Origin of the sequence: uncultured Gilliamella sp., from assembly GCA_945271295.1 — a bacterium.
Taxonomy (GTDB): Bacteria; Pseudomonadota; Gammaproteobacteria; order Enterobacterales; family Orbaceae; genus Gilliamella.
Map to the genome: position 1 here is coordinate 1 of CALYPG010000033.1, position 24,215 is coordinate 24,215.

Genomic DNA, 24,215 nt, shown 5'->3' on the forward strand with positions numbered 1-24,215 from the left:
CTAATTTTTTAGCATGACGTTTAACTGCCGCTGCTTTTGCGCGTTTACGAATAGTTGTTGGTTTTTCGTAAAATTCACGATTACGAACTTCAGCTAAAACTCCTGCTTTTTCGCAAGAACGTTTAAAACGACGTAATGCTACATCGAAAGGTTCATTTTCACGTACTTTAATTACTGGCATGTGCCTCTCACCTCAAATTTGTTTGATATCACAAGAAATTAAAAATTAGTGCCGAATTTTACCTCTAATTAACCCAAGTTGTAAAGTAAAATATCTAACTATCACTTGATAACAATTTAATTTGCTTATCATCATCCTGAGCCTGATAATAATATCATTCTGATAAGAACTAATAGGAGTTTTTATGTCGCCTTTTATCACTGGTCAATATCCAGAGCGTCGTTTGCGCCGCAATCGTGCCCGAGACTTCAGCCGCCGTTTAGTTGCTGAAAATAACCTTACCGTCAATGATCTCATTTATCCTGTTTTTATTGTTGAAGGTAAAAACATCGTACAACCCATTGCGTCCATGCCAAAAGTTAATCGAATGAGTATTGATATTTTACTAAAAGAAACTGAGCAAATAGCTAAGTTAGGTATTCCGGTTTTATCTTTATTCCCCGCTATTGAAGCGTCTAATAAATCATTACTAGCCGAGGAGGCCTATAACGAAAATGGTCTGGTTCCCACTGCTGTGCGAGCTTTAAAAAAAGAGTTTCCGGAACTTGGCATTTTAACTGATGTTGCTCTGGATCCTTATACGATTCATGGACAAGATGGTATCATTGATGAACAGGGATATGTACAAAATGATGTATCAATTGAAACCTTAATTAGACAAGCATTGGTACAAGCTCAAGCTGGCGTTGATATTGTTGCACCAAGCGATATGATGGATGGTCGTATTGGTGCTATTCGTGACGAATTAGAAGCCCAAGGCTTTGTTAATACTCAAATCATGGCTTATTCAGCTAAATATGCATCCTGCTTTTATGGTCCATTCCGTGATGCCGTTGGTTCTGCAAAGAATATACAAGGTGGTAATAAGAAAACCTATCAACTTGATCCTGCTAATAGTAATGAAGCATTGCAAGAAATCTATCAAGACCTTAGTGAAGGGGCAGATATGGTTATGGTAAAACCAGGTATGCCTTATCTTGATATTGTTCACCGAGTAAAAGAGACGTTTGCGGTCCCCACTTTTGTTTATCAAGTCTCTGGCGAATATGCCATGTTAAGTGCAGCAATTCAAAATGGTTGGCTAGATGAAAAACCAGCAATTATGGAATCACTGCTTTGCTTTAAACGCGCTGGTGCTGATGGAGTATTAACCTATTTTGCTAAACAAGTAGCCGAATGGTTGCAGAATCAATAAATTAATAAAACCCTAAATAAAATCGACATCTTTAGTGTAGATGTCGATTTTAATCACTCAATAAATCAATCTTAATTACTCTATATTCTTAATAACTAGAATTCATTATCAATTTTATTAGCAATCTTTAATTATTTAACTAACCTTAAGTTGATTTACCACAATTAAAGTAATTTTGATAATCAAAGGTTGTATAAAAGTTTCAGGAATACTATATGTTTCCGTAAAAATCTGTTAATATTTGCTAATTATAGCATTTAGGGGAGTAAAAAATGATTTATGAACTCGTACCAACTGAGTTACATGATGAGCTTAAAGCTTTTTGTCATGATTTAGAAAACACAACATTGCAACATATTGAAGCTTGTCCATTTTGTGGAAAGGATAGCTTTTATTTGATCCGCTCAAAACCAATCAATACTTATCGTTGCAAAGCATGCTATAAATATTTTACTGTGGCAACTAATACGCCTTTTAATCGTTTAACCCCCTTTAATTGGTTAGAACTCATTTTTACTAATCGTATCAAAAATAAAAGTTATCTGTTTATAGCTGAAGAAATACTGGAAAGTTCCCCTGAAAAAGTAATGCGTAGAGATCACGCTATAATTGATTATTTGCAAACGCATTATCCCTTATTACATAAGTGGTATATTAATCACAAACAAGCGACATTAACGCCAACACTGGCAGAACAACACCAAACAATTAATGCTAAAATCACCGCTTTATTGAATCAACAAACACCAATTTGTTCTTATTGCGCATCAACTGATACAACAAAAGTCGGTTCAAGGACTTGTTACCGATGCAAACGTTGTCGTCGTAGCTTCAACCTTTTAAGTGATACACCATTAAATAGATTACCGCGACCAGAGTTATGGATAGAATTTATTAATTTGCTTGTTGCTAAGAAAAATAATCAGCAAATTGAGAAAAAGCTCCACCTTAACTGTAATACTGTTAGTCGATGGCGAGCAATTTGGTGTGATATGATGAAAAAATGGAACTGTGAAGCCTTAGCTATCTGGTGTAGTCGTCACTAATCTTATATTAATATCTAAGAATAAAAGTCGTTTTTAGCTCGCTTTGCTGAGAATAATGAATATGGCCTAATTATCACCATATTCATCATATTCACGACAAAGTACAATGGTATCTTCAATCAAGCGTCTTGCTATCGTCCCATATACCGGAATTTTAGGTAACTCAGTGTAATGGTACCAATTTGCTTCAACCAACTCATTTTTATCGACTGAAATATCACCACCGGCATAATCAGCTAAATAAGCCATCATTAATGAATTAGGAAATGGCCAAGGTTGAGAGGCAACATAACGAATATTTTTTATTTTTATTTTTGATTCTTCAAAAACTTCTCGCTCAACTGCCATTTCCATGGTTTCACCGATTTCAGTAAATCCAGCTAAAACGGTATATAAATTATCTTGGTTATGTCTGACATGTTTTGCTAGCAAGATTTTATTTTTATGTCTAACAGCTACAATAATTGAGGGTGAGATTTGGGGATAATAGCGTTGATTACAGTTATCACACATACAACACCACTCGGTTTTGCTGATATACATTTCGTGACCACAGTAACCACAATATTTATGAGAACGGTAAAATTCAGCTAGTTGCACTGCCCGACCAGCCATATTAAATAAAGATAGATCATCTCCATTTAGTAATGGACGGATTGAACTCATGGCATTATTCATTTCTTTACAAACTAACCAAGCTGTTTGTCCATTCCATTCGCCAATAGGTTGTGCAAGTTGGTTACTAAAACCGAACTCACTAGCTGAACCTAAAGGAACCTGACCACCAGGTAACCATAAGCGTCCATTTTTACTAACAAACCAATAACCTTGTTCATTACCTGTTAAAGTAAATTGTTGCTGTATATTCATAACGGTATACCAAAAACAAAGATTAAAAAGGAGGATTTTGCACCTCCTTTTTTAGTTAAACTATTTCTTTTTCTTCTCATGAAGTCCTTTTTTCTCAAGTTCCCAATAAATAATACGTTGTTGAGCAATGGTGAACAAATTACTGACAATATAATATAAAACTAAACCTGATGGAAACCATAAAAAGAACACGGTAAAAATTAATGGCATATAAGTCATTAATTTTTGTTGTAATGGATCTGTAACAGGTGTTGGTGACATCTTCTGAATTAAGAACATGGTACCACCCATTAATAAAGGTAAAATATAGTATGGATCTTGTGCTGATAAGTCATGTATCCAGAGCGCAAATGGTGCATGGCGAAGTTCAACGGTATTACCTAACATATAGAATAATGATAAGAAGATCGGCATCTGTATAAGTAATGGAAAACAACCACCGAGTGGATTGACTTTCTCTTGTTTATAAAGCGCCATTGTTTCCATACTCATTTTTTGTCTATCATCACCATAACGCTCTTTCAGCGCTTGCAAGCGAGGTTGCAATAACTTCATTTTAGCCATTGAACGGTACTGTGCACGTGTTAATGGGAATAAAATACCTCGCACAATAAAAGTAATAACAATAATAGAGAAGCCCCAATTACCAATAAAACTATGGATAAATTTCAATAAATAAAACAATGGTTGTGACAAGAACCATAACCAGCCATAGTCAACAATTAAATCAAGATGATTTGCTGTTTCTTTTAATTGATTTTGAATCTCTGGTCCAAGCCATAATTTGGCACTAATTGATTGTTTACTACCTGCTTGAATAACTGTTGGTTCACCTTTAAACCCAATGGTAGCTTGCGAATTATTTGCAGACGCTCGCGAATAAAGTAGATTATTTTGATCTTGCATTGGTACCCATGCAGAAGCAAAATAGTGTTGTAACATAGCGATCCAACCAGTTTTAGTCTCTACCGTTAATGTCTTATCTTTTATATCATCAAAACTATATTTGCTATAGTTAGTGCTAGAACTAGAATAAGCCGTACCGCGGAAAGCGCTTAATCCTAAACCGCCCCCACCTTCGGTTACCGCATCATGCGGTAGCTCAATAGTCTGCTTTAATTGACCATATATAGACACTTCAACAGGAGCTGGGCTCTTATTATCAATGTCATATTGAACATCAATGGCATATTTTCCTCGATGTAATATGTAATATTTAGTATAAGTTACGCCATTTGCTTGATAAATTAATGGTACACGTAATTCATTTTCACCATCAGCTAAAGCATATTCCGTTTGTGCAACCTGATACACTGGACGTTTTGCACCTTGAGTTGCATTATCAGGCCCATCTTTACCTGTCAAACCACTTTCAGCAACATATACAAAATCGGGACGTGAAATAAGTAACTGAAAAGGTGTGCCCGAATGCAATGTTTGTTCGTATTTCAATAATTGAGCTGATCGCACATCACCACCATAGGTATTAATTGACAGCGATAATACATCAGATTTAACAGAAATTGTTTTACCAAGGGATAATCCAGCAGTTAAGTCATCTTCACTTGCTTGTTGTGTTAATTGATTGGTGATGACTGGCTTAGGTTCATGATCTTTTTGCCACGATGTCCAAATTAAAAAAGATACCAAAAGTAAAGCAATAACTAAGATATTACGTTGAGATGCCATTAGTGTTTTTCTCTATTGTTTTTAATTCTTGGAGGAACAAAGTCTTCTCCTCCTTCATGTAAAGGGTGACATTTTAATACACGTTTGACCGTTAGCCAACCTCCTTTTATCAATCCAAAGCGTCTTAATGCAATTATGGCATATTGTGAGCATGTTGGAGTAAATCGGCACTTAGGGCCAAATAGTGGGCTAATAATACGCTGATAAATGCGGATTAACAAGATAAAAAAGTTAACTATCAATAACTTACATGCAATAACATGCTGTTTGATAATCAAAATAACCTTATTTAAACCATTTGTTTGGTGATGATTCGTTGACATAATCCATCTAATATTGAAACTAATTGTTGATTACTTAATTCAATAACAGGTTGTCTTGCCATTAAAATAAAATCAATACCAGGTAATTGATGTTGACGATGGCGAAAGTACTCTTTAGCAAGTCGTTTGATACGATTACGTTCATGAGCTCGCTTAACTTGCTTTTTAGCAATAGCAAAACCTAAACGTGGATGAGCCAAATTATTTTTCCGCGTGACCAAGGTAAGGAAAGGGGAACCTGCGCGAATGGGTTCTTGGAAGACGTAACTAAAGTCAAAGGGAGTTAACAAGCGCAACTCCCGAGGAAAAGTGAGTTTAATCACTCAACTTTAAATCAGCTAGCAACAGTTAAACGAGCACGGCCTTTAGCACGACGGCGAGCAAGAACCTGACGGCCATTTTTAGTTGCCATACGAGCGCGAAAACCGTGAGTTCTATTACGTTTTAATACTGATGGTTGAAATGTGCGTTTCATGACGATTTATATCCAAATCTAATTGATCAACAAGTTGCAGAGTACAAACTCCACAGCATTAATTAAAGAGGTCGGAATTATAGAAGTTATTTTATTTTTCGTCAATGAGATTTTCACAGAGAAATTATAGCTAAATATTTTCAACCTTGGGTATAGCTTTATATAATATAAGACTTTATTCATAATTGACGGTAAGTACCCGTTTACTTTTTTCTCCGCCAACTTCTCGCGCCAATTTGGGCACTAAATAACCAGACACTTGTTCAGCAAGCTCTTTCATCAATTGCTTAGCAATTTTATCTTCTACCAAAAAATGGGCTGCGCCTTGTACTTTATCTAATAAATGGATGTAATAAGGTAAAATACCAGCATTAAATAGTTTATTACTTAATTCTGCTAATACTTTGGCATTATCATTAATATCTTTTAACATTACGCTTTGATTTAATACCGTTACTCTATGTTGTTTTAGTTGTTCAATAGCATTGGTAACACAATCATCAATTTCATTTGGGTGATTAATATGGGTAACAACGATCACTTGTAAACGGCTTTGATAAAATAATTGGCAAAGTGTAGAAGTTATCCGCGTGGGAATGACCACAGCAAGACGAGTATGAATACGTAACCGTTGAATATGAGGAATCTTTTCTAACGCACTGAGCAAAAAAGCTATTTCATGATCTTTAGCCATTAATGGATCCCCACCAGAAAGAATAATTTCATCAAGTTCAGGGTGATTGGTAATATATTCAATCGCAATTCTTAAATTATTTTTATTGCTTTGATTATCTTGGTAAGGAAAATGTCGCCGAAAACAATAACGACAATTAACCGCACAGGCAGTTTTAGTAATCAATAAAGCTCGATTATGATATTTATGCAGTAATCCAGGAATGGCATTTTCTTGCTCTTGTAAAGGATCATCACTATAACCTGCAACGTTTATCATTTCGTTTGCATCACAAAGCACCTGTAACAATAGTGGATCACGATTATCACCTTTTTTCATACGTTTAATAAAAGACACAGGTACACGTAATGGAAACTGCTTTTTTGCTTGCTGCATTGGCAGTGAAATAGTTTCAGTATCAAGATCTAACCAATGGTAGAGTTGCTTAATATCGGTAACAACGTTAGCAAGTTCAAAAATCCACTCATCTTTATTTGGTTGTTCAACTTTTTGCTGTATAATATGGCTCATTTTTTCGAAATTCAGAATAATAGTTGGAGCTTTTATGGCATCTTATAGTACAAATGAGTTTAAAGCTGGTCTTAAAATAATGCAAGATGGCGAGCCGTGTGTAATTGTTGAAAATGAGTTTTATAAACCAGGAAAAGGCCAAGCAATTAACCGGGTAAAAATTAAAAAATTACTTTCTGGAAAAACCGTTGATAAGACATTTAAATCAGGTGAATCAGTTGAAGCTGCAGATGTCATGGATATGAATTTAAGCTATCTTTACACTGATGGTGAGTTCTGGCACTTCATGAATAATGAAACATTTGAACAATTATCTGCTGATGCTAAAGCAGTTGGTGATAATGCAAAATGGTTAGTTGAACAAGCTGAATGTATTTTAACTTTATGGAATGGCCAACCTATTGCAGTAACGCCCCCAAACTTTGTTGAACTTGAAGTTGTTGAAACTGATCCTGGTTTAAAAGGTGATACCGCAGGAACTGGAGGTAAACCAGCAACATTATCAACTGGAGCAGTTGTCCGTGTACCATTATTTGTACAAATTGGTGAAGTACTTAAAGTTGATACCCGTTCTGGCGAATATGTTTCACGGGTAAAATAAAGTCTACCCCATAACCATACAATAATTTTGTAGCATATTCTAAAACAATAAAAAGTAGAGAGTTGTATCAAAAATTCTCTGCTTTTTATGCAAGTTGCAATTTACTAACTCTACATTTTAATTGAATCTATTTCAATAAGCCAAAATTTAATTAGCACCTAGATAATCGAGTTGTCGCCATGATTCATAGACAACCACTGCTACAGAGTTTGATAAATTCATACTACGGCTGTTAGATCGCATTGGAATGCGAATCTTTTTATCTTGAGGTAGTGCATCTAATACCGACGCAGGTAATCCACGCGTTTCAGGACCAAACATTAAAAAATCATTTGTTTTGTAATGAACTTCGCTATGTGGTTTCTGACCTTTGGTAGTTAAAGCATAAACCTGATTTTCTAAATCAAGTTGATTGTAATCTAAAAAATGATTGAGATTTTTATAACGTTTAACATCAACAAACTCTTGGTAATCTAACCCTGCCCGCCTTAACTTCTTATCATCCCAAAAAAATCCCATTGGTTCAATAATATGTAAATTAAAACCTGTATTGGCACAAAGACGAATAATATTACCGGTATTAGCAGGTATTTCTGGTTCAAATAAAACAATATTTAACGCAACGTCCGACACAATTATTTCTCTTTTATCGTTAGTTTTTATAGATAGGTAATACTATCACAATTCTAAGTCCGCCTAAGTGGCTTTTTTCAGCTTTAACCATACCATTATCTCGCGTGATCGAATTAAACACGATAGCAAGCCCTAAACCTGCTCCTCCTGATTGACGATCGCGCGCCTGACTAGTACGATAAAATGGCCTGAAAATTTGTTCTAATTCTTCATCTCGAACCCCTGGCCCATCATCATCTATAGTAATAGTTAAATGTTGTTGATGAACTACAAAATTGATCACAATTTGATTTCGTGAATAACGAAAAGCATTGCGAATAACATTCTCAAGTGCACTACATAAAGCAATAGGATGGCATAAAATCATTTTGTTTGATGGATTACTCCCAATTGAAAATCTCTTGCCAATTTGCTCTGCTTCAAAAACAGCATTATCAAGAACTGATTTAAACAAAACATCAATTTGTTTTAATTCACGAATTTCGTTATTGTCATATTGTTGCCTAGCTAATGATAATAAATCACTGATCATAGCATCAAGTTTTAAAGCTTCATTATTAATACGTTCAACTTCTTTGCTTTCACCTTGTTTTCGGCGCAATAGAGAGGTAGCTAATTGCAAACGAGTTAGTGGGGTTCGCAGTTCATGTGAGATATCAGAAAATAACTGTTGTTGTAGCTCTTGCATGCGCTTTAGTTCACGTAACATGTGATTAAAACTAGCGCCTGTTGCTTTGTATTCTGAGGGACCAATTTTTTCAAGTTCTGGCCATTCTTGTAAATTGCCTTTAGCGACTTGATCGGCGGCCTGTTTTAAACGCCAGGCTGGTTTGGCAATACTCCAAGATAACCATAAAAGAAAAGGTGAACTTACTAGCATAGTTAAACTTAATAACAAAAAAGGATGATCAAAAATAAAATTGACGAATTGTGATTGAATATCTGATGCCGATTGCAAAATATAGAGTTGATATTTTTCATTACTATAATTAATTAAAAAAGGTCCTATAATCTCATGAGAGTCATATATTTTTTTGGCCGGGTCATCAATATTCTGTGATATTTCATTAAAATTTTTGACTATATCAATATAATTACTATTTGCGGTAATAATTTGTTTATTCGGAGTAACTATAAATAAAGACTGTTCTTGCTTTTGGTAATTATCCATTACTACTATAAAACGCATCCACCAACGAAAACTAGTTTTAGGTACATTAATTAACTCTTGTTCGATTTGTTTAGCAAGTATATTACCCGATTGTTTCTCTTTATTAGCTAGATAAGTTAAATTTCGCGAGTCAAAATTGGGTAATAACATAACCAGCATTAAGAAAAAAGCAATAGTTAGTAAAAATAATGTGAAAATTCTGATTGTTAGTCTATCAAAAATCCACATATTGGTTTACCTTATTTAACAAAAAACTTAATCCTGCTGAATGTCATCATTTTGATCCATAATGAACAAATAACCCTTAGAACGTAATGTCTTAATCCAAGGTAATCCATCACTACGTGCGGGTAATTTTTTTCGCAAATTTGATACATGAACATCAATTGAACGCGTCAAAGGAATAAATTCTTTACCTAAAACTATTTCACTTAATGTATCTCTTGAAATAATTTTTCCTGCACTTTCAAGAAAAACAAGCAATACCTGAAACTCTGTACCAGTTAATTCAATATATCTATCATCAAATAAAACAGTTTGCTGCTTTCGATTAACAATAAGTTTGTCAATATAATACTGCATAGGTTTCTCAAACCCATCATTTGCTTTATTATCCCAACACGTTCTACGTAAAAGAGCATTAATACGGGCAATTAGTTCGCGATCATTAAATGGTTTTAAAATGTAATCATCGGCACCCAGTTCAAGACCTATAACTTTATCCTGTGCACCATCTTTAGCGGTTAAAAAAATTACTGGCACTGTAAATTTTGCCCTAAGTTGTGTCAACACATCATGCCCATTCATCTTCGGCATCATAATATCAAGTAAAATAAGATCAACACTGCTGTCAAACTTTTCTAATGCTTGAATTCCATTATTAGCCGTTATTACAGTAAATCCTTCTAATTCAAGCAGTTCACACAATAATAGAGCTATTTCAGAATCATCATCAACCACAAGTATTTTTTTCATTATAATCCTTTTTATCTTATGAATTTATAATGTATTTGTCTTCAATTACAAATTCATTTTATAAATTCCAAAAACACTCATAATATAATAAATTTGGTGTCAAATATTAAGAGTTAAATATTTTGACGTTATCAAAACCTTGTTCAATCAAATAAAGTGCTTGTAATTTACTCATTACACCGCGTTGACAATAGAGCAGATATTGCTTGGATTGATCTAAATCACCAAATTGTGTAGCTAATTTATAAAATGGAATTAGCTTAATCTCAACACCATCTAAGAAAAGAGGTTGCTCTTCTTGTTCATCAGGGGAACGAATATCAATAATAACCTGATCCGGACTAAGTGATGTTACGGTTTCAACTTGAGCAATAGTGGTATCGGCTTGTTTGGCTATTTCACGAATATCAATATTTTCAGCTTCCTCAACCGCTCTATCTAAAATAGAAAAATCAAAATTACGTTCTTCTGCTTCGATTTTTTCTTTAACAGCTTTTACGGTTGGACGCTTTGAAATAACTCCACAAAATTCTGGCATGGTTTTAGCTATATCCTCAGTACCAATTTGGCGAGCAAGGTTGATAATAGCTTCTTTATCATGGGTGATAAGTGGACGTAAAATTAATGTATCACTAACACTATCTATTAAACGCAAGTTGGTTAACGTTTGACTTGATACTTGCCCCAGAGCTTCACCTGTAACCAATGCTTCAACCTTATAACGCTGAGCCACTTTCGAGGCAGCACGAATCATCATTCGTTTCAAAATGACACCCATTTGCCCATCATCAACCTTTTCAAGAATCTCACCAACAACATTAGAAAAATCAATAGCAATAAAACGTACTTTATGTGAACTACCAAAACGCTCCCATAAATAGTGAGCCATTTGTTTCACACCAATTTCATGAGTTTTACCACCAAGATTAAAAAAACAATAATGTACCCGCGAGCCACGTCGAATTAGCATATAACTTGAAACACCCGAATCAAATCCACCGGAAATAAGCGAAATAACATCTTCTTGTGTACCAGTTGGGAAGCCACCTATTCCAGTATGACGCCCCTTAATGAGCAACAACTTATCTTTATCGATTTCTAAATTAACAGTAACTTCAGGGCGAGTTAATTTGACCGTAGCGGAAGCAACATGTTGGTTAAGTCCACCTCCAACATAACGCTCGACATCAATTGAAGTAAAATCATGTTTACCACGACGTTTAACACGAACACAAAAAGTTTTGTTTTCAATTAATGGCGCATAATAGTCTAGTGCTTTTACGAAGATATCATGCACATCGATAAAAATTAATTCATCAACAACTAATATATGATGGATGCCAGGAATTCGTGTTAATAAATCTAAAATTTGCGTTTCACTATTTGCAATTTTTGGACGAACTTCTATAAAGTCCCAATGACGAATAACTGCCACTTCTTCAATATGACGTTTTAAAATATTACGAATATTGCTAGTTAAAATTTTTATAAAGCGTAAACGAACAGAATCACTTTTAATGGTAATTTCGGGAAAGAGTTTGACAATAAATTTCATAAATCTAAATATACTATACTAAAAATGGCGACATTATACTGATTTTTCGCTAAAAACGTACAATTGATTGCGATAAATACAAGAAAATCAGAAAATCTACTTGCTTGTTGTTCACTCTTTCGTTAATATTTCGCATCAATAAATTCTGTTGCATAACATAAAATTGACAGGTTGAAATGTACGAACTTTTAATTGCAGGTTACTTAATTATTGCTGTTGTGATAGTTATTTTAGTATTAATTCAGCACGGAAAAGGCGCTGATATGGGATCATCTTTTGGTGCTGGCGCTTCAGCTACTTTATTTGGTTCATCAGGTAGCGGAAACTTTTTGACTCGCACTACAACTATTTTAGGTGTGTTATTTTTTGCCATAAGTATCATTCTATCCAATCTTGGAAGCGGAAATCAAAATCTTAAAGTGAAAGAGTCAAATGGTGAATTTAATATTATTCAAGACAATGTACCAGCTGTAACACAGCAAAACACAAATAAGGTTGACCCTACAACAGATTCAGTTACGCAACCAACTAGTACAAATCCAACGTCAGATATTCCAGAATAAGAACGCGCCGTGGTGGTGAAATTGGTAGACACGCTATCTTGAGGGGGTAGTGCTTCAGGGCATGCGGGTTCAAGTCCCGCCCACGGCACCATTTACATATCTACACAGTTCTACAGAAGTCAATCAAACCCTTATATACCAACACTTCCGAGAGATTCGGTGTCAACCGAGTTCAACTGAAATCAACCCAAATCAAGACGCAAACCGGATACCAAACAGGATAACTTTGTTTCTATTTTGGTTGGTATCCTAAAAATAGCTTTAAATCCTTTATTTGCAAGCCTTACGGGAAATCACTTGCCGAATTATTTATATTGTCTTCGATTCCCGATTTTTTGATTGCTTTTGTGATGCTATTCACAATGACTTTATTTAGACTCTTGCTATTTTTTGAGAATTACGGTAATTATTGCTGAACCAGTAAAATGACGTAACCAGATATTATCAATTTTACTTAGAGAATAATTGTAAATATAAATACCAACTTATAGTTTACATTAATTTGATGTGCTATTTTTAAACTAATATCGTAATATTAGTGAGTGTTTTATCTTTTGTTGCTTAAACGAGAGAGGGTAGTTTTCGTCCTTAAAAAAGTTAAATTATGTACATAAGCGTTTCGTTATTTTACAAATGAATTTTATTAGGAATAACGGTCATAATAGACCGGATTGAATGCTAAAAAGCATGCTAAAAAAGTAAAAAAATATGCGAAAAATGGACCGAATTAAGGTTAATTAATATTATTTAATAAACGCCATTTTCTTTTAAACCACTAAAAACCACCATGACTCCTCCTTCTTAATACCCCAATAACAAGAATGCATAGCGCACTTATATAATAAAAAAATATACGGAGCACCTATCAAATGAATCTAATTTGAAATGGAGCCATCACATGCAGAACAAAAACTTTACTATTCATATCCAACTTAACCATCAACTCATTACACACTTAAATGCATTACAACAACGATACTCAAAAATCTTACCGATTAGAATCGATATTCATTATGACAAAAATGATGCATTTAATACTGATATTGAAACAGCCAAACAAGAGATAACATTCCTCCTGTTTCAAGCCATGCAATTTGAACTTGATATTGTCGGTTATGCCGTCGTCATCGAATATAACGAAAACGAGCATATTCACTTCCATGCTGTCTTTTATGTAAATGGTCAAAAAAGGCAAAAATACTATCCCATCTATTCAGCCTTAGCGTATGCGTGGCACAACCTCACGAAAGGCTATTTGTATGATTGCCAGCGCAATGCTTACGCTATTAGTGGGCTAAAGATGTTAAACCACTATGATGAAGAAGCTTATCGTTCGGTTTGTTACATGCTCAGCTATTTAGCTAAAACAGAACAGAAAGCGCCTTTTAGAGGTCGCTATAACGATTGTCTCTTCTTAAGTGAAGTCGTAGCTCCAAGCAACAGTGGGAGACCAAGAACGAAAGGTCTGTATAAATTTTTATACTCGCTACCTATCTAATGAGCACAAAGAGACCGTTAACTTAACTGAGGAGAATAATCATGAACGTATTACAAGTACATCACGAGCAGTATCAGCATCACTTACAATTACAATTTGAATTGCACTATACCGAAATGGCAAAAGGCAGCAACTCAAGGGAGCATGCCATGCAAGATGTTCATCACCTTGTAGAGCGTTCACTCAGCAAGAACCATATCACTGCTTATCGCTGGGTAGTGGCGTTTAGCAAGGCGTTAGGACTGCATGCCCATTTACTGTGTTATTTAGATAGCAATCAGCATCATGAAGCATTAACTGTCATGGCTGTTGAATCAGGTTGGTCTCATTTCACTGGTAATGAGGGACATGTTGTTGAGGTGGATGTAAACGAGAATGGCGTTGACTACTTTGCCGAGGTAGCATCACTATCGCCATTAAACTCATCAGTGCATATCGCAGGTCGTTAGCATGAAGAAGTTTAAAAACTCAGTGTTAGGCAAGCTAACCTCGCGCTATCAATCGTTAAAAGATGACTATACCGAGATTTATCCGGTTAGAATGGACTTTACCTATCATGAAGAAGCGTATCAACGGCGTTATGGACAAGATGCTTATATGGATATGCGCAATCTGTCTGATTTAACTCTACTCTCTGGTGATATTCTCGGTATTGCTTGGGTGATGGCTTATAGTGAGTAACACGGTTTCTATTTCCCTGCCATTTTATACTTCAGTAGAGAACAATATGCAAAGCGTAGCATGGCGTTAAACTCGATTATCAGTTGTTGGAAGGCTGAGACAGATGGTTATGGCATGAGTACACAAAGTCAGCCAGTTAAAAACGCATTATCTGAGTTAGCAGGGTTTGCATGGAACGAGAGCGATATTCATCAAACGTTATATATCAACAGATTATAATACTTGCAGTGCTGGTTGATGGTGACTAACTCTTATTACAAATTATTTCAAATAGATATCATTATCCGAACATACTTTCGTGTTCATGATATGCAATGATTTTATAAGGAGAGCATCATGTTAGACCGTCAAGCATTACAAATCACACTACCGAATCTACTAAGACCGCATTTAGCCCGTAATAGTCGCCGTTTTCAATATGGCATCGTTGATTTTAGTCCAAGTCATAATGGACTTGGTGTATTAGTTGATATCCAGCCCTTCACAGGAAAAGTAGTTGAGTACAGTGATAATGCGATGATAGTGAAAACGGGGCGTCAGCAGTTTAAGATAATTGAACGAAGCTACCTGACACTTGAGCCACCTGTTGGTAGTCAGGTTAAGGTAACGCCATATACAAGGCGTCATTTTAATGGTCAGCGCATTGATGAACCTACCGTTAAAGTCGAAACCTTACCCAATGGCACGACTTACCAAACGAAAACTGTTCGGTTAGGTGGTGATACTACTTATTTACCTGTGCAAGCGGTTAACTGCCCAGCGCTTAAAGCGCTCATTGAACAACTTCAGCTATTACCCGCACCGGATGGTGTTCGCCGTATTGTTCACCTGCTTGTTGATGCAGGAGCCTATGACTTTTCACTCGTTGACCCACTGCCTGCTGATATATTCAAAACACCGCCACACATTGCCTTTACGGTTGATAACAACAAATATCAAGGGCGCGTTGCAATTGAGTATGAGCGAGGCAGTGATACTTACACGCTGAAACTGGATAATCAAGAGGATATCACCGATATCTATTTTGACGAACTGGGCTCACAGTTAGAGAAAGCAATTGATGATGGGGTTTGGCAGAAAGTATACGTTGAAGTGCTACATTAAAGGAACACCATATGTCAGACAAATTATCGTTATCTTCGCTCCTTGATAAACTCTATCAGCTTTGTTTATCAGGGGGCTATGGCTTAACCTCCGCTTATGCATTAGCTGAGCAGCACAGAGCCCGTTACCCTTTTCACTCTGATAGTCTTGATAAACTCATTAAGCAAGAAACCAATAAAGCAGCAACCAGTGGTTTTATCACGGGGCTTGGTGGACTGATGAGTTTACCTATTACTTTACCCGCTAATGCAGTAAGTTCACTGTTTATTCAAATGCGCCTTGTTGCCACCATTGCTATTTTGCAAGGACATGATGTCCGTGATGAGCGTATTAAGCTACTGATGTACTTTTCATTATGTGTAATGACGGGTAAAGCTGAATTGCAACAGTTTTGCTTAAATGCCTTAATGAAGCAATCGAGTGAGATAATTCAGCAAATGAGCCTATCTATTACTAAACAACTGATTGCCGCGTTAGGTGCAAAGCATGCGGTGAAATTGATTAAAGTTATTCCACTACTAGGTGGCATAACAGGCGCTGTTATTGACCGTGTTATCACTTGCAAAATTGGGCAATTTGCTAAGCAGCAATTTAAATAGCTACATCTATCATGATGATGGGTTGCACTCTTATCACTTGGTACAACTCACCATTAACCATGACTAACCAAAACAGTCGGCTTAGTGCCACCCACCAACTGAAAATAGAGCTACTTTTCAATTTTCTATTAATGAACTTCGTGCGATTAAATGCCTATACAGCACTATCAGTCTATCTATTAAGGTGGGTAGATTATGCTGTTGTATGTGATACAAACGGCACGAGGTTAACCGGAGATATTTATGCAAACCGTTAATAATGAAATCAATCCCGATATAACGTACCAACCAGCTAGCACGGGCACTATCTCTATATTTGTCACCAACCTTGGTAAATACAACGAAGGTGAATTAATCGGTGAATGGCTTGAGCTGCCCACAACAAAAGAGGAATTCCACGCTTGCTTAACGCGTATTGGCATTGATGGCGAGTATTACGAAGAGTTCTTTTTAACTGATTATGAATCAGAAATAACAGGGCTGTCCAACTATATTAATGAGTATAGTAACGTGAATGAGCTTAACTACCTTGCTGAAAAGCTTTCATGTCTAAGCATTACTGAACAAGCACAATATGAAGCGGTTTTAGAGATGGGGGAAGTGAATAGTCTTGTGGACTTAATTAATCTCACCGACAGTTTAGATAATTATGGTTACCTAGATAATGTCAATACTGAATACGACCTTGGTTACTATTGGGTTGAAGAAAGTGGTGGTTATGACCTTAAATCATTAGGAGCACTGGCAAACTATATCGATTACGAACGCTTTGGTCATGACGTTGCGCTGAATGAAGGTGGTGTATTTACAGGTAATGGCTATCTTTATTCGCAAGGTGAGTCATTGTCTTGCCATTATGATGGAACGACACCTGATGAGTATTGCCTCTTATAATTGGTCATTTCCACTTCGCCATTTAATTCTTTTCCGCCGCTATACCGACATTTATAATTGGTCGACCAGACTTATTATCTGACGAAGAGATGGAAAAAGGTGACTAAGAATAATTCACTTTAGTTCCAATTAACATAATTAGAACATAACGTGATACCACCTATCACGTTATGCATTCAAAATAAAAAAATATTGTTGTTACGTATCTATTGAATGTAATTAACCCACAGACATCAATGGAGGTACAGCAATGTCAACACATCTACTTGCTAAGGATGCTCTTATGCATCCTGATTATCTGGTCGATATCAAATATATCACAACATTAACAGGCATGACTGATAAATGGTTTTATTCCTTAATGCAACAACAAAAATTTCCAAGACCCATTAAGTTAGGTAGAGCCTCACGCTGGCGCTTAAAAGAAATCGAAGCTTGGCTTGCCACGCAGACAAATCATTAATCACATCCATTAATCCACTTATCTAAGCCGCATTGCGGCTTTTTTTATATCAAAATTTAGAATCTTATTGAATTAGGAGGCATAGTCATGTCCTTAACTGACTTTAAAATCAAATCAGCAAAACCCAAAGAGAAGCAATATAAATTATCAGATAGTGACGGTTTATTTTTGCTAATCAGCCCGAATGGCTCGAAGTATTGGCGTATGCGATACTATTTGGATAAAAAAGAGTATCTTTTATCATTAGGTACTTATCCGTTAATTACTTTATCTGAGGCAAGAGAGAACCGAGACAAATACCGTAAGCTTGTTGCTCAAGGGATTAATCCTGCTGAAGAAAAGAAACAGGTAGGGGTAAGTCAGGACAATACGTTTGAAGCTATTGCAAGAATATGGTGTGCGCGTCAAGCAAAATGGACTGAACATCATCGTCATCGTGTGCTAAGAACATTGGAAATTAATCTCTTTCCTGTTATTGGTTCAACTGTAGTGCCATCATTAACGACAAAAGACTTACTTGCACCAATCAAAAATGTCGAAAAACAAGGGAAGACCGAACTCGCTTCACGTTTGCAACAGCGTATTAATTCAATTATGCGATATGCCGTACAGCAAGGTATTGTAAACTATAATCCTGCGCAAGAATTAGCGGGATGTGTAATGAAAGATAAAGTCACTCATCGTCCTGCATTGAACTGGAACGGCTACCTGAGTTATTAAATCGCATTGAAAGCTACCAAGGACGTTTACTGACCAAACTAGCCATTGAACTTACGTTACTTATTTTTATCCGTTCAAGTGAACTTAGGTTTGCCAGATGGTCAGAAATTGATTTCGACAAAAAAATATGGACAATTCCAGCCGAACGAGAACCGATTGAAGGAGTGAAATTCTCCTATCGAGGCTCAAAAATGCGCACGCCGCACTTGGTGCCATTAAGTGAACAAGCGATTAATATTCTAAAACAAATTCACGAGATTAGTGGACAGTATGAACTAATTTTTATTGGGGATCACAATCCTTACAATGTGATGAGTGAAAGTACTGTTAATAGTGCATTACGAAAAATGGGATACGACACCAAGACAGAACAGTGTTGTCATGGTTTTAGAACAATTGCATGTAGCGCTCTTGTTGAATCAAGTTTATGGTCGCGTGATGCTATTGAAAAACAGATGAGTCACCAAGAGCGTAATGGTGTTCGTGCGGCTTACATTCATAAAGCTGAACATATTAATGAGCGTTTTAAAATTGTGCAATGGTGGGCAGATTACCTTGATTTAGTCAAAGATGGATTTGTCATGCCATATGAAGCGAATCAGATGATGCGTTCTTAACGGTCTTAAGCAACACATACAGCCGCCACATTGTGGCGGATAACAGTCATTATATTTTTTGCTTAATTGAGTTAGAAAATGAAAATACTTTTTAATTGATAAAAGTAAATATGAGTATTGATTAGTTGATCAATAATGATTTATTATGCTGTTTCGTTCTTTTGTTATGTAACAAAAGGCAAAGTTAAAAGCTGAACCAATAAAAATAATTGTGAAAAAAGTTTTTCATTCCGTATTTTGGAAAGACTATCTGCTAAATTACCTAGTATCATTATTGCCGATGAAAAAACTGCCGAGAGGGCGTTATATGATCAAATGTCAGCAATGTGAATACGAATCACTGTTGATAGTCGAGTTTTAACATCGTTAACTGATCACAATGGGTGAAAACAGTATGGCAACAAAAAAATATCAAGATGCAAGTTCAGGGCAAAAGCTGCTAAAACTGTATCGAATTTTATTTTCTGAAAATAAACAGCATTATCAATCGGATTTAGCTAAAGCACTCAATTGTTCCGCGCAAACAATTATCCGGTTAACTAACGAAATCGAGCAATCTAGTCCTGAATGCTTTCAAACGGGCACAGAAAAAAATCGACGCTGGTACCGCTTGCAAGCCAATCATAAAAATACATTGGGGCTCAATTATCAAGAGTTGCAGTATCTAAGCTTATGTCGCGAATTATCCAAGTCACTCATTCCACAAGAGATCGTGCAACGCATAGATCAGACATTATTACAGTTATCAATGTTACTTCTTGAGTTAGATTCAGGTAAATTTTCACCGACTAGCAAATCAATTGCTTTTTTTAGCAAAGGTAAAATCGATTATTCACAGCAAGTGAATATCATCGAAGACTTATTAAACTGTGTCGAGAGTAAGTTTTTTTGTCATGTTCACTATGTAGCGAATGAAAGCAAACAGGGTAAAAACTACTATTTTGTACCACAAAAATTAATTGCCATGAATAATGCGCTGTATGTTTATGGTGCAATTTCGAATAATGCCGCAACCGAACTTATACACACAATCTGTTTAGCCATTCATCGTATTAAAAAACTGGATCTGATTAAACAACCAATATCAATATCTATCCCAGAACCTAACGAAAACACCTTCGGCTTACCATGGCACGAACCACGCACCTTCACAATCCAATTCACAAAAGAAGCTGCTGGTTATGTCAAAGAACGGATCTGGGCAGACGAACAAAAAATTGAAGAACTTGAAAACGGCGAAATCATCCTCACCATCACCACATGCAGCGAACCAGAGTTAATGGCTTGGGTTAGGAGTTTTGGGGAGAGGGCCTCGATAGTAGTGTGATAATGTTATTTTTGTTTAATAAGGAGTTATCATGAAAGAATTATGGGGGGGGGTTGAAAATACATTACTATCTAGTTTAAATCCACCAGCAACACAAACAGATATTCATAAGCTAGAAGACTTAATTAATGCAAAATTGCCTGACAGCTTTAAACAAGCCTATGAAATCCATAATGGGCAGAAAATATTATCTAAAGGAATATTTGGTGGAAAATTTTTTTTATCAATAGATGAAATAATAACTGAATGGATGATTTGGTCAAAATTACAAGATGATCTATTTTTTGATGAACTTGACGTGAATGCAGATATGCAAATAAAGGCACAGTGGTGGAATAAAAAATGGATTCCGTTTACTAATGATGGTGAAGGAAATCATATCTGTATTGATCTCGATCCTTCTAAAGTAGGACGTTACGGACAAGTTATTGAAATATGGCATGATGATAATAAAAGAAAATTTATTTGTGATGACTTCGGTGTTTGGTTGAGAAACATAATTACATAGGAAAACGTTTATGCAATATAAAACAGCAACAAAATTGAAAGAAGAAAGACTAGAAGCGTTATTTCAAGATTGTCGAAGTACAATCGTTAATCAAATGTTAAGTTCTTTTGGGCTAAACCAAGGAATGTTTACCGATCGAGATGGTGGAAATGTAACTACATTACATAATTTTGAACGTGAAGATGATACATATGTTGCCGATAAAGACAAAGATAGCCACAAACAATCACAAAAAGATTATGATCGAAGTGATTATGCCGTTTCTCAAGATGAGTGGGAGACAAAAAAGGATCATCATAAAAAAGATGGTATAGATGGATACACTAATAAAAATGAAAATCCAGATAATATGGATTTGGATCATATTCAATCATTGAAAAATGCCGCATCGGATAAAAAAAATCACTTAGCTTATGAAACAGGGACAGAACAAGGAAAAGAAGATTTAAAAGAAATTCTAAATAGTGATATTAATTTGGCGGCAACTAATAAATCAATTAATAGAGGTAAAGGGGCGAAATCGAATACAGAATATGTAAATGGCCCCAAAAGAAAGGCCGGTGAATCTGATGAGCAATATTCTAAAAGACAAGCAGATCATGAGCAAAAGTTAAAAGATCTTGGCGTCGACAAAGAGTTAATGCTCGAAAAAGATAAAAAAGCACAAAAGGCGTTAGATAAAGCGGCTAATAAAAAATTAATAAAGAAACAAACAGTTGAAGTTATGACCACTGGAGCTAAGCAAGCCGGAAGTATGGCATTAAAACAAGCTATGGGAATGCTATTAACTGAATTTGTGAACATTATTTTTACCGAAATAAAAATAATGAGAAAAAGTGAATTGCAATTTAATATAGAGGGTATTACAGAATTAAAAAATCGGGTAGCCCTTCGTTTAAAAGATCTAATGCAAAAAACACCCGATATATTAAAAGATGCTTGTAAAGGTGGTGTTAGTGGATTCATGAGTAATTTACTCACCTTTTTAATTAATAATTTATTGTCTACTGCAAAACGGTTTGTGACGATAATCAGAGAAGGATTATTAGGAATTTATAAAGCAATAAAAATGGTTTTATTTCCACCCAAGAATATGACTACTGAGGAAGTCTGGCGTAATGCAATAAAATTACTTAGTACAACTGTAATTTCAGCAATTATTTTATCTTTTCAAGATGTTATTACTGGTTTTATCTCAACTGTTCCTATTCTATTACCAATCGCAGATATTTTATCAATAGCATTAGTTGGCATCTTAAGTGGTGTTATCAGTGCTTTTGTCGCGTACACAATTGATTCTATTATTGATAAATTTTGTGACCGTCATGATGAAAAAATGATAGATTTACTAATGGAAGATTCTCAAACAAGAATTAAGATGTCCGAAGCATTAGAAGAACAACTTCAGGTTTCGTTAGCTCATATGGAGTTAAATAAGCAAGCAATTAGTAATTATGAGCATATAAAACATCAGCAAGTACATATTAGTCAGTCTTTTCATCAAACGAACAATAATAATTATGATATTTACTCAAACAATATAAAAATAGAAGAAAAAGCAGTTGTTCTAAAACAAAAAATAGATGGTCTTTTTGAATCTGTTGATGTAACTACAAGTCAATTTGATGAACTGTCAAATTTAATGGATATTTCGGTAAAACATGTTGAAAAAACAGTAATCCATGGTCAAGAAATACTAGAAAATATGACGAATGCTGATAATCATAATAAAAGTTTAATTGAAAAAACAAATGAATTCATTTCATCAAATGAAGAGTTTCAATGTGATTTTGATGTGTTTTTAAAAGGTCATAAGGAATAAGTTAAAAATGAATAATATAGTAATAAGTCACAATGAAAATCTAGTTACATCTACTGGTCCTGAATATAAGTTAATTCAGGGATTATCTAATTTTGATATATCAAATATTAGCGAAAATACGAATATATCTGAGGTAATAAGTGAATTAAACAGGGCAAGGAAGAAGGTCAATGATGATGCAGATGCACTTGAAGCCGCAAAAAAGGAAAAGGAAGATAATGGGGCAATATCCAATTGGTGGAATAATAGAAACGATAAAATTAAAGAAGCAAGTTCTAGTTTACAATCTTCTATGTTACTACTGACGGAACAGTCAGCAAAGTTGTTAGGTATTATTACTGCTATATCAAAGGTGTTGTGTGGACAACAAAATATCTTGAATGAACAGCAATATCAAATCATGAAAACCAATGAGGAATTAAAGCAACAAGGCGAGCGGATTCAAGACCAACAAAATGAAATAAAAAACCAGCAAGATAAAATAAATAATCAAAATAGTGAAATACAAGAACAGGCCAACAAAATCAAAAAACAAAATGATAATATTCAAGAACAGGCTGATTCACTACAAGAACAAAATAAAAAAATTACTAAACAGAATGTTGAAATTGAAAAACATCAGACTGAATTAAAAGTGGCTAATGATAAATTATTAAAACAACAAGGTGAAATTAATAAAGCTCATGAGGGATTATTGGAAGCAAAAGGTGTTACTAGTGAACAAGCCCAGAAGTTAATGGGAATTGTTGAAAGAACAGAAAAGTTAGAAAGTAAAATACAACAAGATAATCAAAATCTAAAACATTACTTTCTTAAAGTAATGAATGAATATGAAATCAGTAATGAGGCAATAAAACAAGAAAATGATTACCGTTTTATTGCTGTAAATGATAAGACAACAAAATTATATGAAAAGTTACAAAAGAATCAAAGTGATGTTGAGCAAACATGGATAAACGTAAATAAAAAAATAGAAACTACCGAACAACAATTGCAAAAAGCTTCTCAAGAAATGAAAGTCTATTTAAATGATTCAATAACACAATCTGAAGCAAATAGTTTATCCATAATAAATGAATATAAAAAAGATGCGGATAATAAATTTGAGACTTGTTTTAACCAAATGGAGTCCATGAAGTTAATATTAAATGAGAATATTAATAACAGATTTGAGGTGATGGTTAATATACTTGAACGGAATAAAAATATAACTGAACAATCAATAAAAGAGTTGCATGATCGCCTCATTGAGCAAAATTCCCTTGTGAATACAAAGTTTAAGAAAAATACAGTAATAATTTCATTATTATCACTTTTTTCATGTATTCCTTTGGGGTTAGCATTATATACTATGGTTAAGATAGGATTGCTTGTCCTTTGATGTTGAATTCACTCGAACTCTGTAAAGATCTTTCAGGAGAACCATACGTTTCAGTATAATATTTCACCTACATTCAACATCTAAGTGCGAATCCAGTCAGTAAAAGGCTTCATAAGGTGT

27 protein-coding genes, 1 tRNA gene and 1 pseudogene are annotated in these 24,215 nt (G+C 35.0%); 18 read left to right on the forward strand and 11 right to left on the reverse strand.

Going from position 1 to position 24,215, the window contains the following annotated elements; genetic code table 11:
- Positions 1-181 (reverse strand): 30S ribosomal protein S21 (gene rpsU / locus Q0K76_RS12040; RefSeq protein WP_294615919.1); only part of this gene is annotated, 181 nt, incomplete at its 3' end.
- A 184-nt stretch (positions 182-365) separates the two neighbouring features.
- Here rpsU and hemB point away from each other — a divergent pair.
- Positions 366-1,376, forward strand: a complete 1,011-nt coding sequence (hemB, locus tag Q0K76_RS12045) for a porphobilinogen synthase (RefSeq protein ID WP_294615920.1) — start codon at positions 366-368, stop codon at positions 1,374-1,376.
- A gap of 272 nt (positions 1,377-1,648) precedes the next feature.
- Entirely contained in the window at positions 1,649-2,422 is a 774-nt protein-coding gene (locus Q0K76_RS12050; RefSeq protein WP_294615921.1) for a hypothetical protein, read from the forward strand.
- A 66-nt stretch (positions 2,423-2,488) separates the two neighbouring features.
- Here the strand turns inward: Q0K76_RS12050 and nudC are convergent, their stop codons facing one another.
- The 6 genes from nudC to epmB form a co-directional block, all read right to left on the reverse strand.
- Positions 2,489-3,292 (reverse strand): NAD(+) diphosphatase, encoded by an 804-nt coding sequence (nudC, locus tag Q0K76_RS12055; RefSeq protein ID WP_294615922.1) that lies wholly within the window; start codon positions 3,290-3,292, stop codon positions 2,489-2,491.
- A gap of 60 nt (positions 3,293-3,352) precedes the next feature.
- Positions 3,353-4,981 carry a membrane protein insertase YidC gene (yidC, locus tag Q0K76_RS12060; RefSeq protein ID WP_294615923.1) on the reverse strand — a complete coding sequence of 543 codons (1,629 nt, stop codon included), beginning with the start codon at positions 4,979-4,981 and terminating at the stop codon, positions 3,353-3,355.
- Entirely contained in the window at positions 4,981-5,238 is a 258-nt protein-coding gene (gene yidD / locus Q0K76_RS12065) for a membrane protein insertion efficiency factor YidD (RefSeq protein WP_294615944.1), read from the reverse strand. Before yidD ends, yidC begins: the two co-directional genes overlap by 1 nt.
- Before the next feature lie 32 nt (positions 5,239-5,270).
- A complete protein-coding gene (rnpA, locus tag Q0K76_RS12070) occupies positions 5,271-5,627 on the reverse strand; it encodes a ribonuclease P protein component (RefSeq protein WP_363322495.1) in 357 nt (118 codons plus the stop codon).
- A gap of 11 nt (positions 5,628-5,638) precedes the next feature.
- Positions 5,639-5,779, reverse strand: a complete 141-nt coding sequence (gene rpmH, locus Q0K76_RS12075) for a 50S ribosomal protein L34 (RefSeq protein WP_034944344.1) — start codon at positions 5,777-5,779, stop codon at positions 5,639-5,641.
- Between the two features lie 175 nt (positions 5,780-5,954).
- Complete coding sequence (gene epmB / locus Q0K76_RS12080) at positions 5,955-6,983, reverse strand: EF-P beta-lysylation protein EpmB (RefSeq protein WP_294615925.1); 1,029 nt, start codon at positions 6,981-6,983, stop codon at positions 5,955-5,957.
- Positions 6,984-7,017: 34 nt separating this feature from the next.
- Between epmB and efp the strand changes: the two genes are divergently transcribed.
- On the forward strand, positions 7,018-7,584 hold the full coding sequence (efp, locus tag Q0K76_RS12085; protein ID WP_294615926.1) for an elongation factor P: 567 nt from the start codon (positions 7,018-7,020) through the stop codon (positions 7,582-7,584).
- Positions 7,585-7,731: 147 nt separating this feature from the next.
- Here the strand turns inward: efp and trmL are convergent, their stop codons facing one another.
- The 4 genes from trmL to thiI form a co-directional block, all read right to left on the reverse strand.
- Positions 7,732-8,217 carry a tRNA (uridine(34)/cytosine(34)/5-carboxymethylaminomethyluridine(34)-2'-O)-methyltransferase TrmL gene (gene trmL, locus Q0K76_RS12090; RefSeq protein ID WP_294615927.1) on the reverse strand — a complete coding sequence of 162 codons (486 nt, stop codon included), beginning with the start codon at positions 8,215-8,217 and terminating at the stop codon, positions 7,732-7,734.
- Positions 8,218-8,236: 19 nt separating this feature from the next.
- Positions 8,237-9,610: an envelope stress sensor histidine kinase CpxA gene (gene cpxA, locus Q0K76_RS12095; protein WP_294615945.1), complete on the reverse strand. Its 1,374-nt coding sequence runs from the start codon at positions 9,608-9,610 to the stop codon at positions 8,237-8,239.
- A gap of 33 nt (positions 9,611-9,643) precedes the next feature.
- Entirely contained in the window at positions 9,644-10,363 is a 720-nt protein-coding gene (locus tag Q0K76_RS12100; RefSeq protein WP_294615928.1) for a response regulator, read from the reverse strand.
- Between the two features lie 106 nt (positions 10,364-10,469).
- Positions 10,470-11,918, reverse strand: coding sequence for a tRNA uracil 4-sulfurtransferase ThiI (gene thiI, locus Q0K76_RS12105; RefSeq protein ID WP_294615929.1), 1,449 nt, complete (start codon positions 11,916-11,918; stop codon positions 10,470-10,472).
- Positions 11,919-12,094: 176 nt separating this feature from the next.
- On the opposite strand from thiI, the gene secG reads away from it, so the two are divergent.
- The 15 genes and pseudogenes from secG (at position 12,095) to Q0K76_RS12185 (ending at position 24,095) form a co-directional block, all read left to right on the forward strand.
- A complete protein-coding gene (gene secG / locus Q0K76_RS12110) occupies positions 12,095-12,481 on the forward strand; it encodes a preprotein translocase subunit SecG (protein ID WP_294615930.1) in 387 nt (128 codons plus the stop codon).
- A 6-nt stretch (positions 12,482-12,487) separates the two neighbouring features.
- Positions 12,488-12,572: transfer RNA gene (locus tag Q0K76_RS12115), tRNA-Leu, on the forward strand.
- 807 nt (positions 12,573-13,379) lie between these two features.
- Positions 13,380-13,979 carry an inovirus-type Gp2 protein gene (locus Q0K76_RS12120; protein WP_294615931.1) on the forward strand — a complete coding sequence of 200 codons (600 nt, stop codon included), beginning with the start codon at positions 13,380-13,382 and terminating at the stop codon, positions 13,977-13,979.
- Positions 13,980-14,020: 41 nt separating this feature from the next.
- Complete coding sequence (locus Q0K76_RS12125) at positions 14,021-14,428, forward strand: hypothetical protein (RefSeq protein WP_294615932.1); 408 nt, start codon at positions 14,021-14,023, stop codon at positions 14,426-14,428.
- Position 14,429: 1 nt separating this feature from the next.
- Positions 14,430-14,660 carry a hypothetical protein gene (locus Q0K76_RS12130; RefSeq protein WP_294615933.1) on the forward strand — a complete coding sequence of 77 codons (231 nt, stop codon included), beginning with the start codon at positions 14,430-14,432 and terminating at the stop codon, positions 14,658-14,660.
- A 60-nt stretch (positions 14,661-14,720) separates the two neighbouring features.
- Entirely contained in the window at positions 14,721-14,879 is a 159-nt protein-coding gene (locus Q0K76_RS12135) for a hypothetical protein (RefSeq protein ID WP_294615934.1), read from the forward strand.
- Positions 14,880-14,996: 117 nt separating this feature from the next.
- Entirely contained in the window at positions 14,997-15,764 is a 768-nt protein-coding gene (locus Q0K76_RS12140) for a GTPase (protein WP_294615935.1), read from the forward strand.
- An 11-nt stretch (positions 15,765-15,775) separates the two neighbouring features.
- Positions 15,776-16,363 (forward strand): EcsC family protein, encoded by a 588-nt coding sequence (locus Q0K76_RS12145; RefSeq protein WP_294615936.1) that lies wholly within the window; start codon positions 15,776-15,778, stop codon positions 16,361-16,363.
- 243 nt (positions 16,364-16,606) lie between these two features.
- Entirely contained in the window at positions 16,607-17,257 is a 651-nt protein-coding gene (locus tag Q0K76_RS12150; RefSeq protein WP_294615937.1) for an antirestriction protein ArdA, read from the forward strand.
- Positions 17,258-17,507: 250 nt separating this feature from the next.
- Positions 17,508-17,720: an AlpA family phage regulatory protein gene (locus Q0K76_RS12155; RefSeq protein WP_294615938.1), complete on the forward strand. Its 213-nt coding sequence runs from the start codon at positions 17,508-17,510 to the stop codon at positions 17,718-17,720.
- Between the two features lie 87 nt (positions 17,721-17,807).
- A pseudogene (locus tag Q0K76_RS13075) lies at positions 17,808-19,057 on the forward strand (integrase arm-type DNA-binding domain-containing protein).
- A gap of 394 nt (positions 19,058-19,451) precedes the next feature.
- Complete coding sequence (locus Q0K76_RS12170) at positions 19,452-20,384, forward strand: WYL domain-containing protein (protein WP_294615940.1); 933 nt, start codon at positions 19,452-19,454, stop codon at positions 20,382-20,384.
- Between the two features lie 31 nt (positions 20,385-20,415).
- Positions 20,416-20,892 carry an SMI1/KNR4 family protein gene (locus Q0K76_RS12175; protein ID WP_294615941.1) on the forward strand — a complete coding sequence of 159 codons (477 nt, stop codon included), beginning with the start codon at positions 20,416-20,418 and terminating at the stop codon, positions 20,890-20,892.
- A gap of 10 nt (positions 20,893-20,902) precedes the next feature.
- Complete coding sequence (locus Q0K76_RS12180) at positions 20,903-22,714, forward strand: hypothetical protein (RefSeq protein WP_294615942.1); 1,812 nt, start codon at positions 20,903-20,905, stop codon at positions 22,712-22,714.
- A 7-nt stretch (positions 22,715-22,721) separates the two neighbouring features.
- Positions 22,722-24,095 carry a hypothetical protein gene (locus tag Q0K76_RS12185; protein ID WP_294615943.1) on the forward strand — a complete coding sequence of 458 codons (1,374 nt, stop codon included), beginning with the start codon at positions 22,722-22,724 and terminating at the stop codon, positions 24,093-24,095.
- Positions 24,096-24,215 lie beyond the last annotated feature (120 nt).

What these genes read in the sequence shown, in the direction of transcription:
- hemB (WP_294615920.1), top strand. Translation starts at nt 366, where the DNA reads ATGTCGCCTTTTATCACTGGTCAATATCCAGAGCGTCGTTTGCGCCGC.
- Q0K76_RS12050 (WP_294615921.1), top strand. Translation starts at nt 1,649, where the DNA reads ATGATTTATGAACTCGTACCAACTGAGTTACATGATGAGCTTAAAGCT.
- nudC (WP_294615922.1), bottom strand. Translation starts at nt 3,292, where the DNA reads ATGAATATACAGCAACAATTTACTTTAACAGGTAATGAACAAGGTTAT.
- yidC (WP_294615923.1), bottom strand. Translation starts at nt 4,981, where the DNA reads ATGGCATCTCAACGTAATATCTTAGTTATTGCTTTACTTTTGGTATCT.
- rpmH (WP_034944344.1), bottom strand. Translation starts at nt 5,779, where the DNA reads ATGAAACGCACATTTCAACCATCAGTATTAAAACGTAATAGAACTCAC.
- epmB (WP_294615925.1), bottom strand. Translation starts at nt 6,983, where the DNA reads ATGAGCCATATTATACAGCAAAAAGTTGAACAACCAAATAAAGATGAG.
- efp (WP_294615926.1), top strand. Translation starts at nt 7,018, where the DNA reads ATGGCATCTTATAGTACAAATGAGTTTAAAGCTGGTCTTAAAATAATG.
- Q0K76_RS12100 (WP_294615928.1), bottom strand. Translation starts at nt 10,363, where the DNA reads ATGAAAAAAATACTTGTGGTTGATGATGATTCTGAAATAGCTCTATTA.
- thiI (WP_294615929.1), bottom strand. Translation starts at nt 11,918, where the DNA reads ATGAAATTTATTGTCAAACTCTTTCCCGAAATTACCATTAAAAGTGAT.
- secG (WP_294615930.1), top strand. Translation starts at nt 12,095, where the DNA reads ATGTACGAACTTTTAATTGCAGGTTACTTAATTATTGCTGTTGTGATA.
- Q0K76_RS12120 (WP_294615931.1), top strand. Translation starts at nt 13,380, where the DNA reads ATGCAGAACAAAAACTTTACTATTCATATCCAACTTAACCATCAACTC.
- Q0K76_RS12125 (WP_294615932.1), top strand. Translation starts at nt 14,021, where the DNA reads ATGAACGTATTACAAGTACATCACGAGCAGTATCAGCATCACTTACAA.
- Q0K76_RS12130 (WP_294615933.1), top strand. Translation starts at nt 14,430, where the DNA reads ATGAAGAAGTTTAAAAACTCAGTGTTAGGCAAGCTAACCTCGCGCTAT.
- Q0K76_RS12135 (WP_294615934.1), top strand. Translation starts at nt 14,721, where the DNA reads ATGGCGTTAAACTCGATTATCAGTTGTTGGAAGGCTGAGACAGATGGT.
- Q0K76_RS12140 (WP_294615935.1), top strand. Translation starts at nt 14,997, where the DNA reads ATGTTAGACCGTCAAGCATTACAAATCACACTACCGAATCTACTAAGA.
- Q0K76_RS12145 (WP_294615936.1), top strand. Translation starts at nt 15,776, where the DNA reads ATGTCAGACAAATTATCGTTATCTTCGCTCCTTGATAAACTCTATCAG.
- Q0K76_RS12150 (WP_294615937.1), top strand. Translation starts at nt 16,607, where the DNA reads ATGCAAACCGTTAATAATGAAATCAATCCCGATATAACGTACCAACCA.
- Q0K76_RS12155 (WP_294615938.1), top strand. Translation starts at nt 17,508, where the DNA reads ATGTCAACACATCTACTTGCTAAGGATGCTCTTATGCATCCTGATTAT.
- Q0K76_RS12170 (WP_294615940.1), top strand. Translation starts at nt 19,452, where the DNA reads ATGGCAACAAAAAAATATCAAGATGCAAGTTCAGGGCAAAAGCTGCTA.
- Q0K76_RS12175 (WP_294615941.1), top strand. Translation starts at nt 20,416, where the DNA reads ATGAAAGAATTATGGGGGGGGGTTGAAAATACATTACTATCTAGTTTA.
- Q0K76_RS12180 (WP_294615942.1), top strand. Translation starts at nt 20,903, where the DNA reads ATGCAATATAAAACAGCAACAAAATTGAAAGAAGAAAGACTAGAAGCG.
- Q0K76_RS12185 (WP_294615943.1), top strand. Translation starts at nt 22,722, where the DNA reads ATGAATAATATAGTAATAAGTCACAATGAAAATCTAGTTACATCTACT.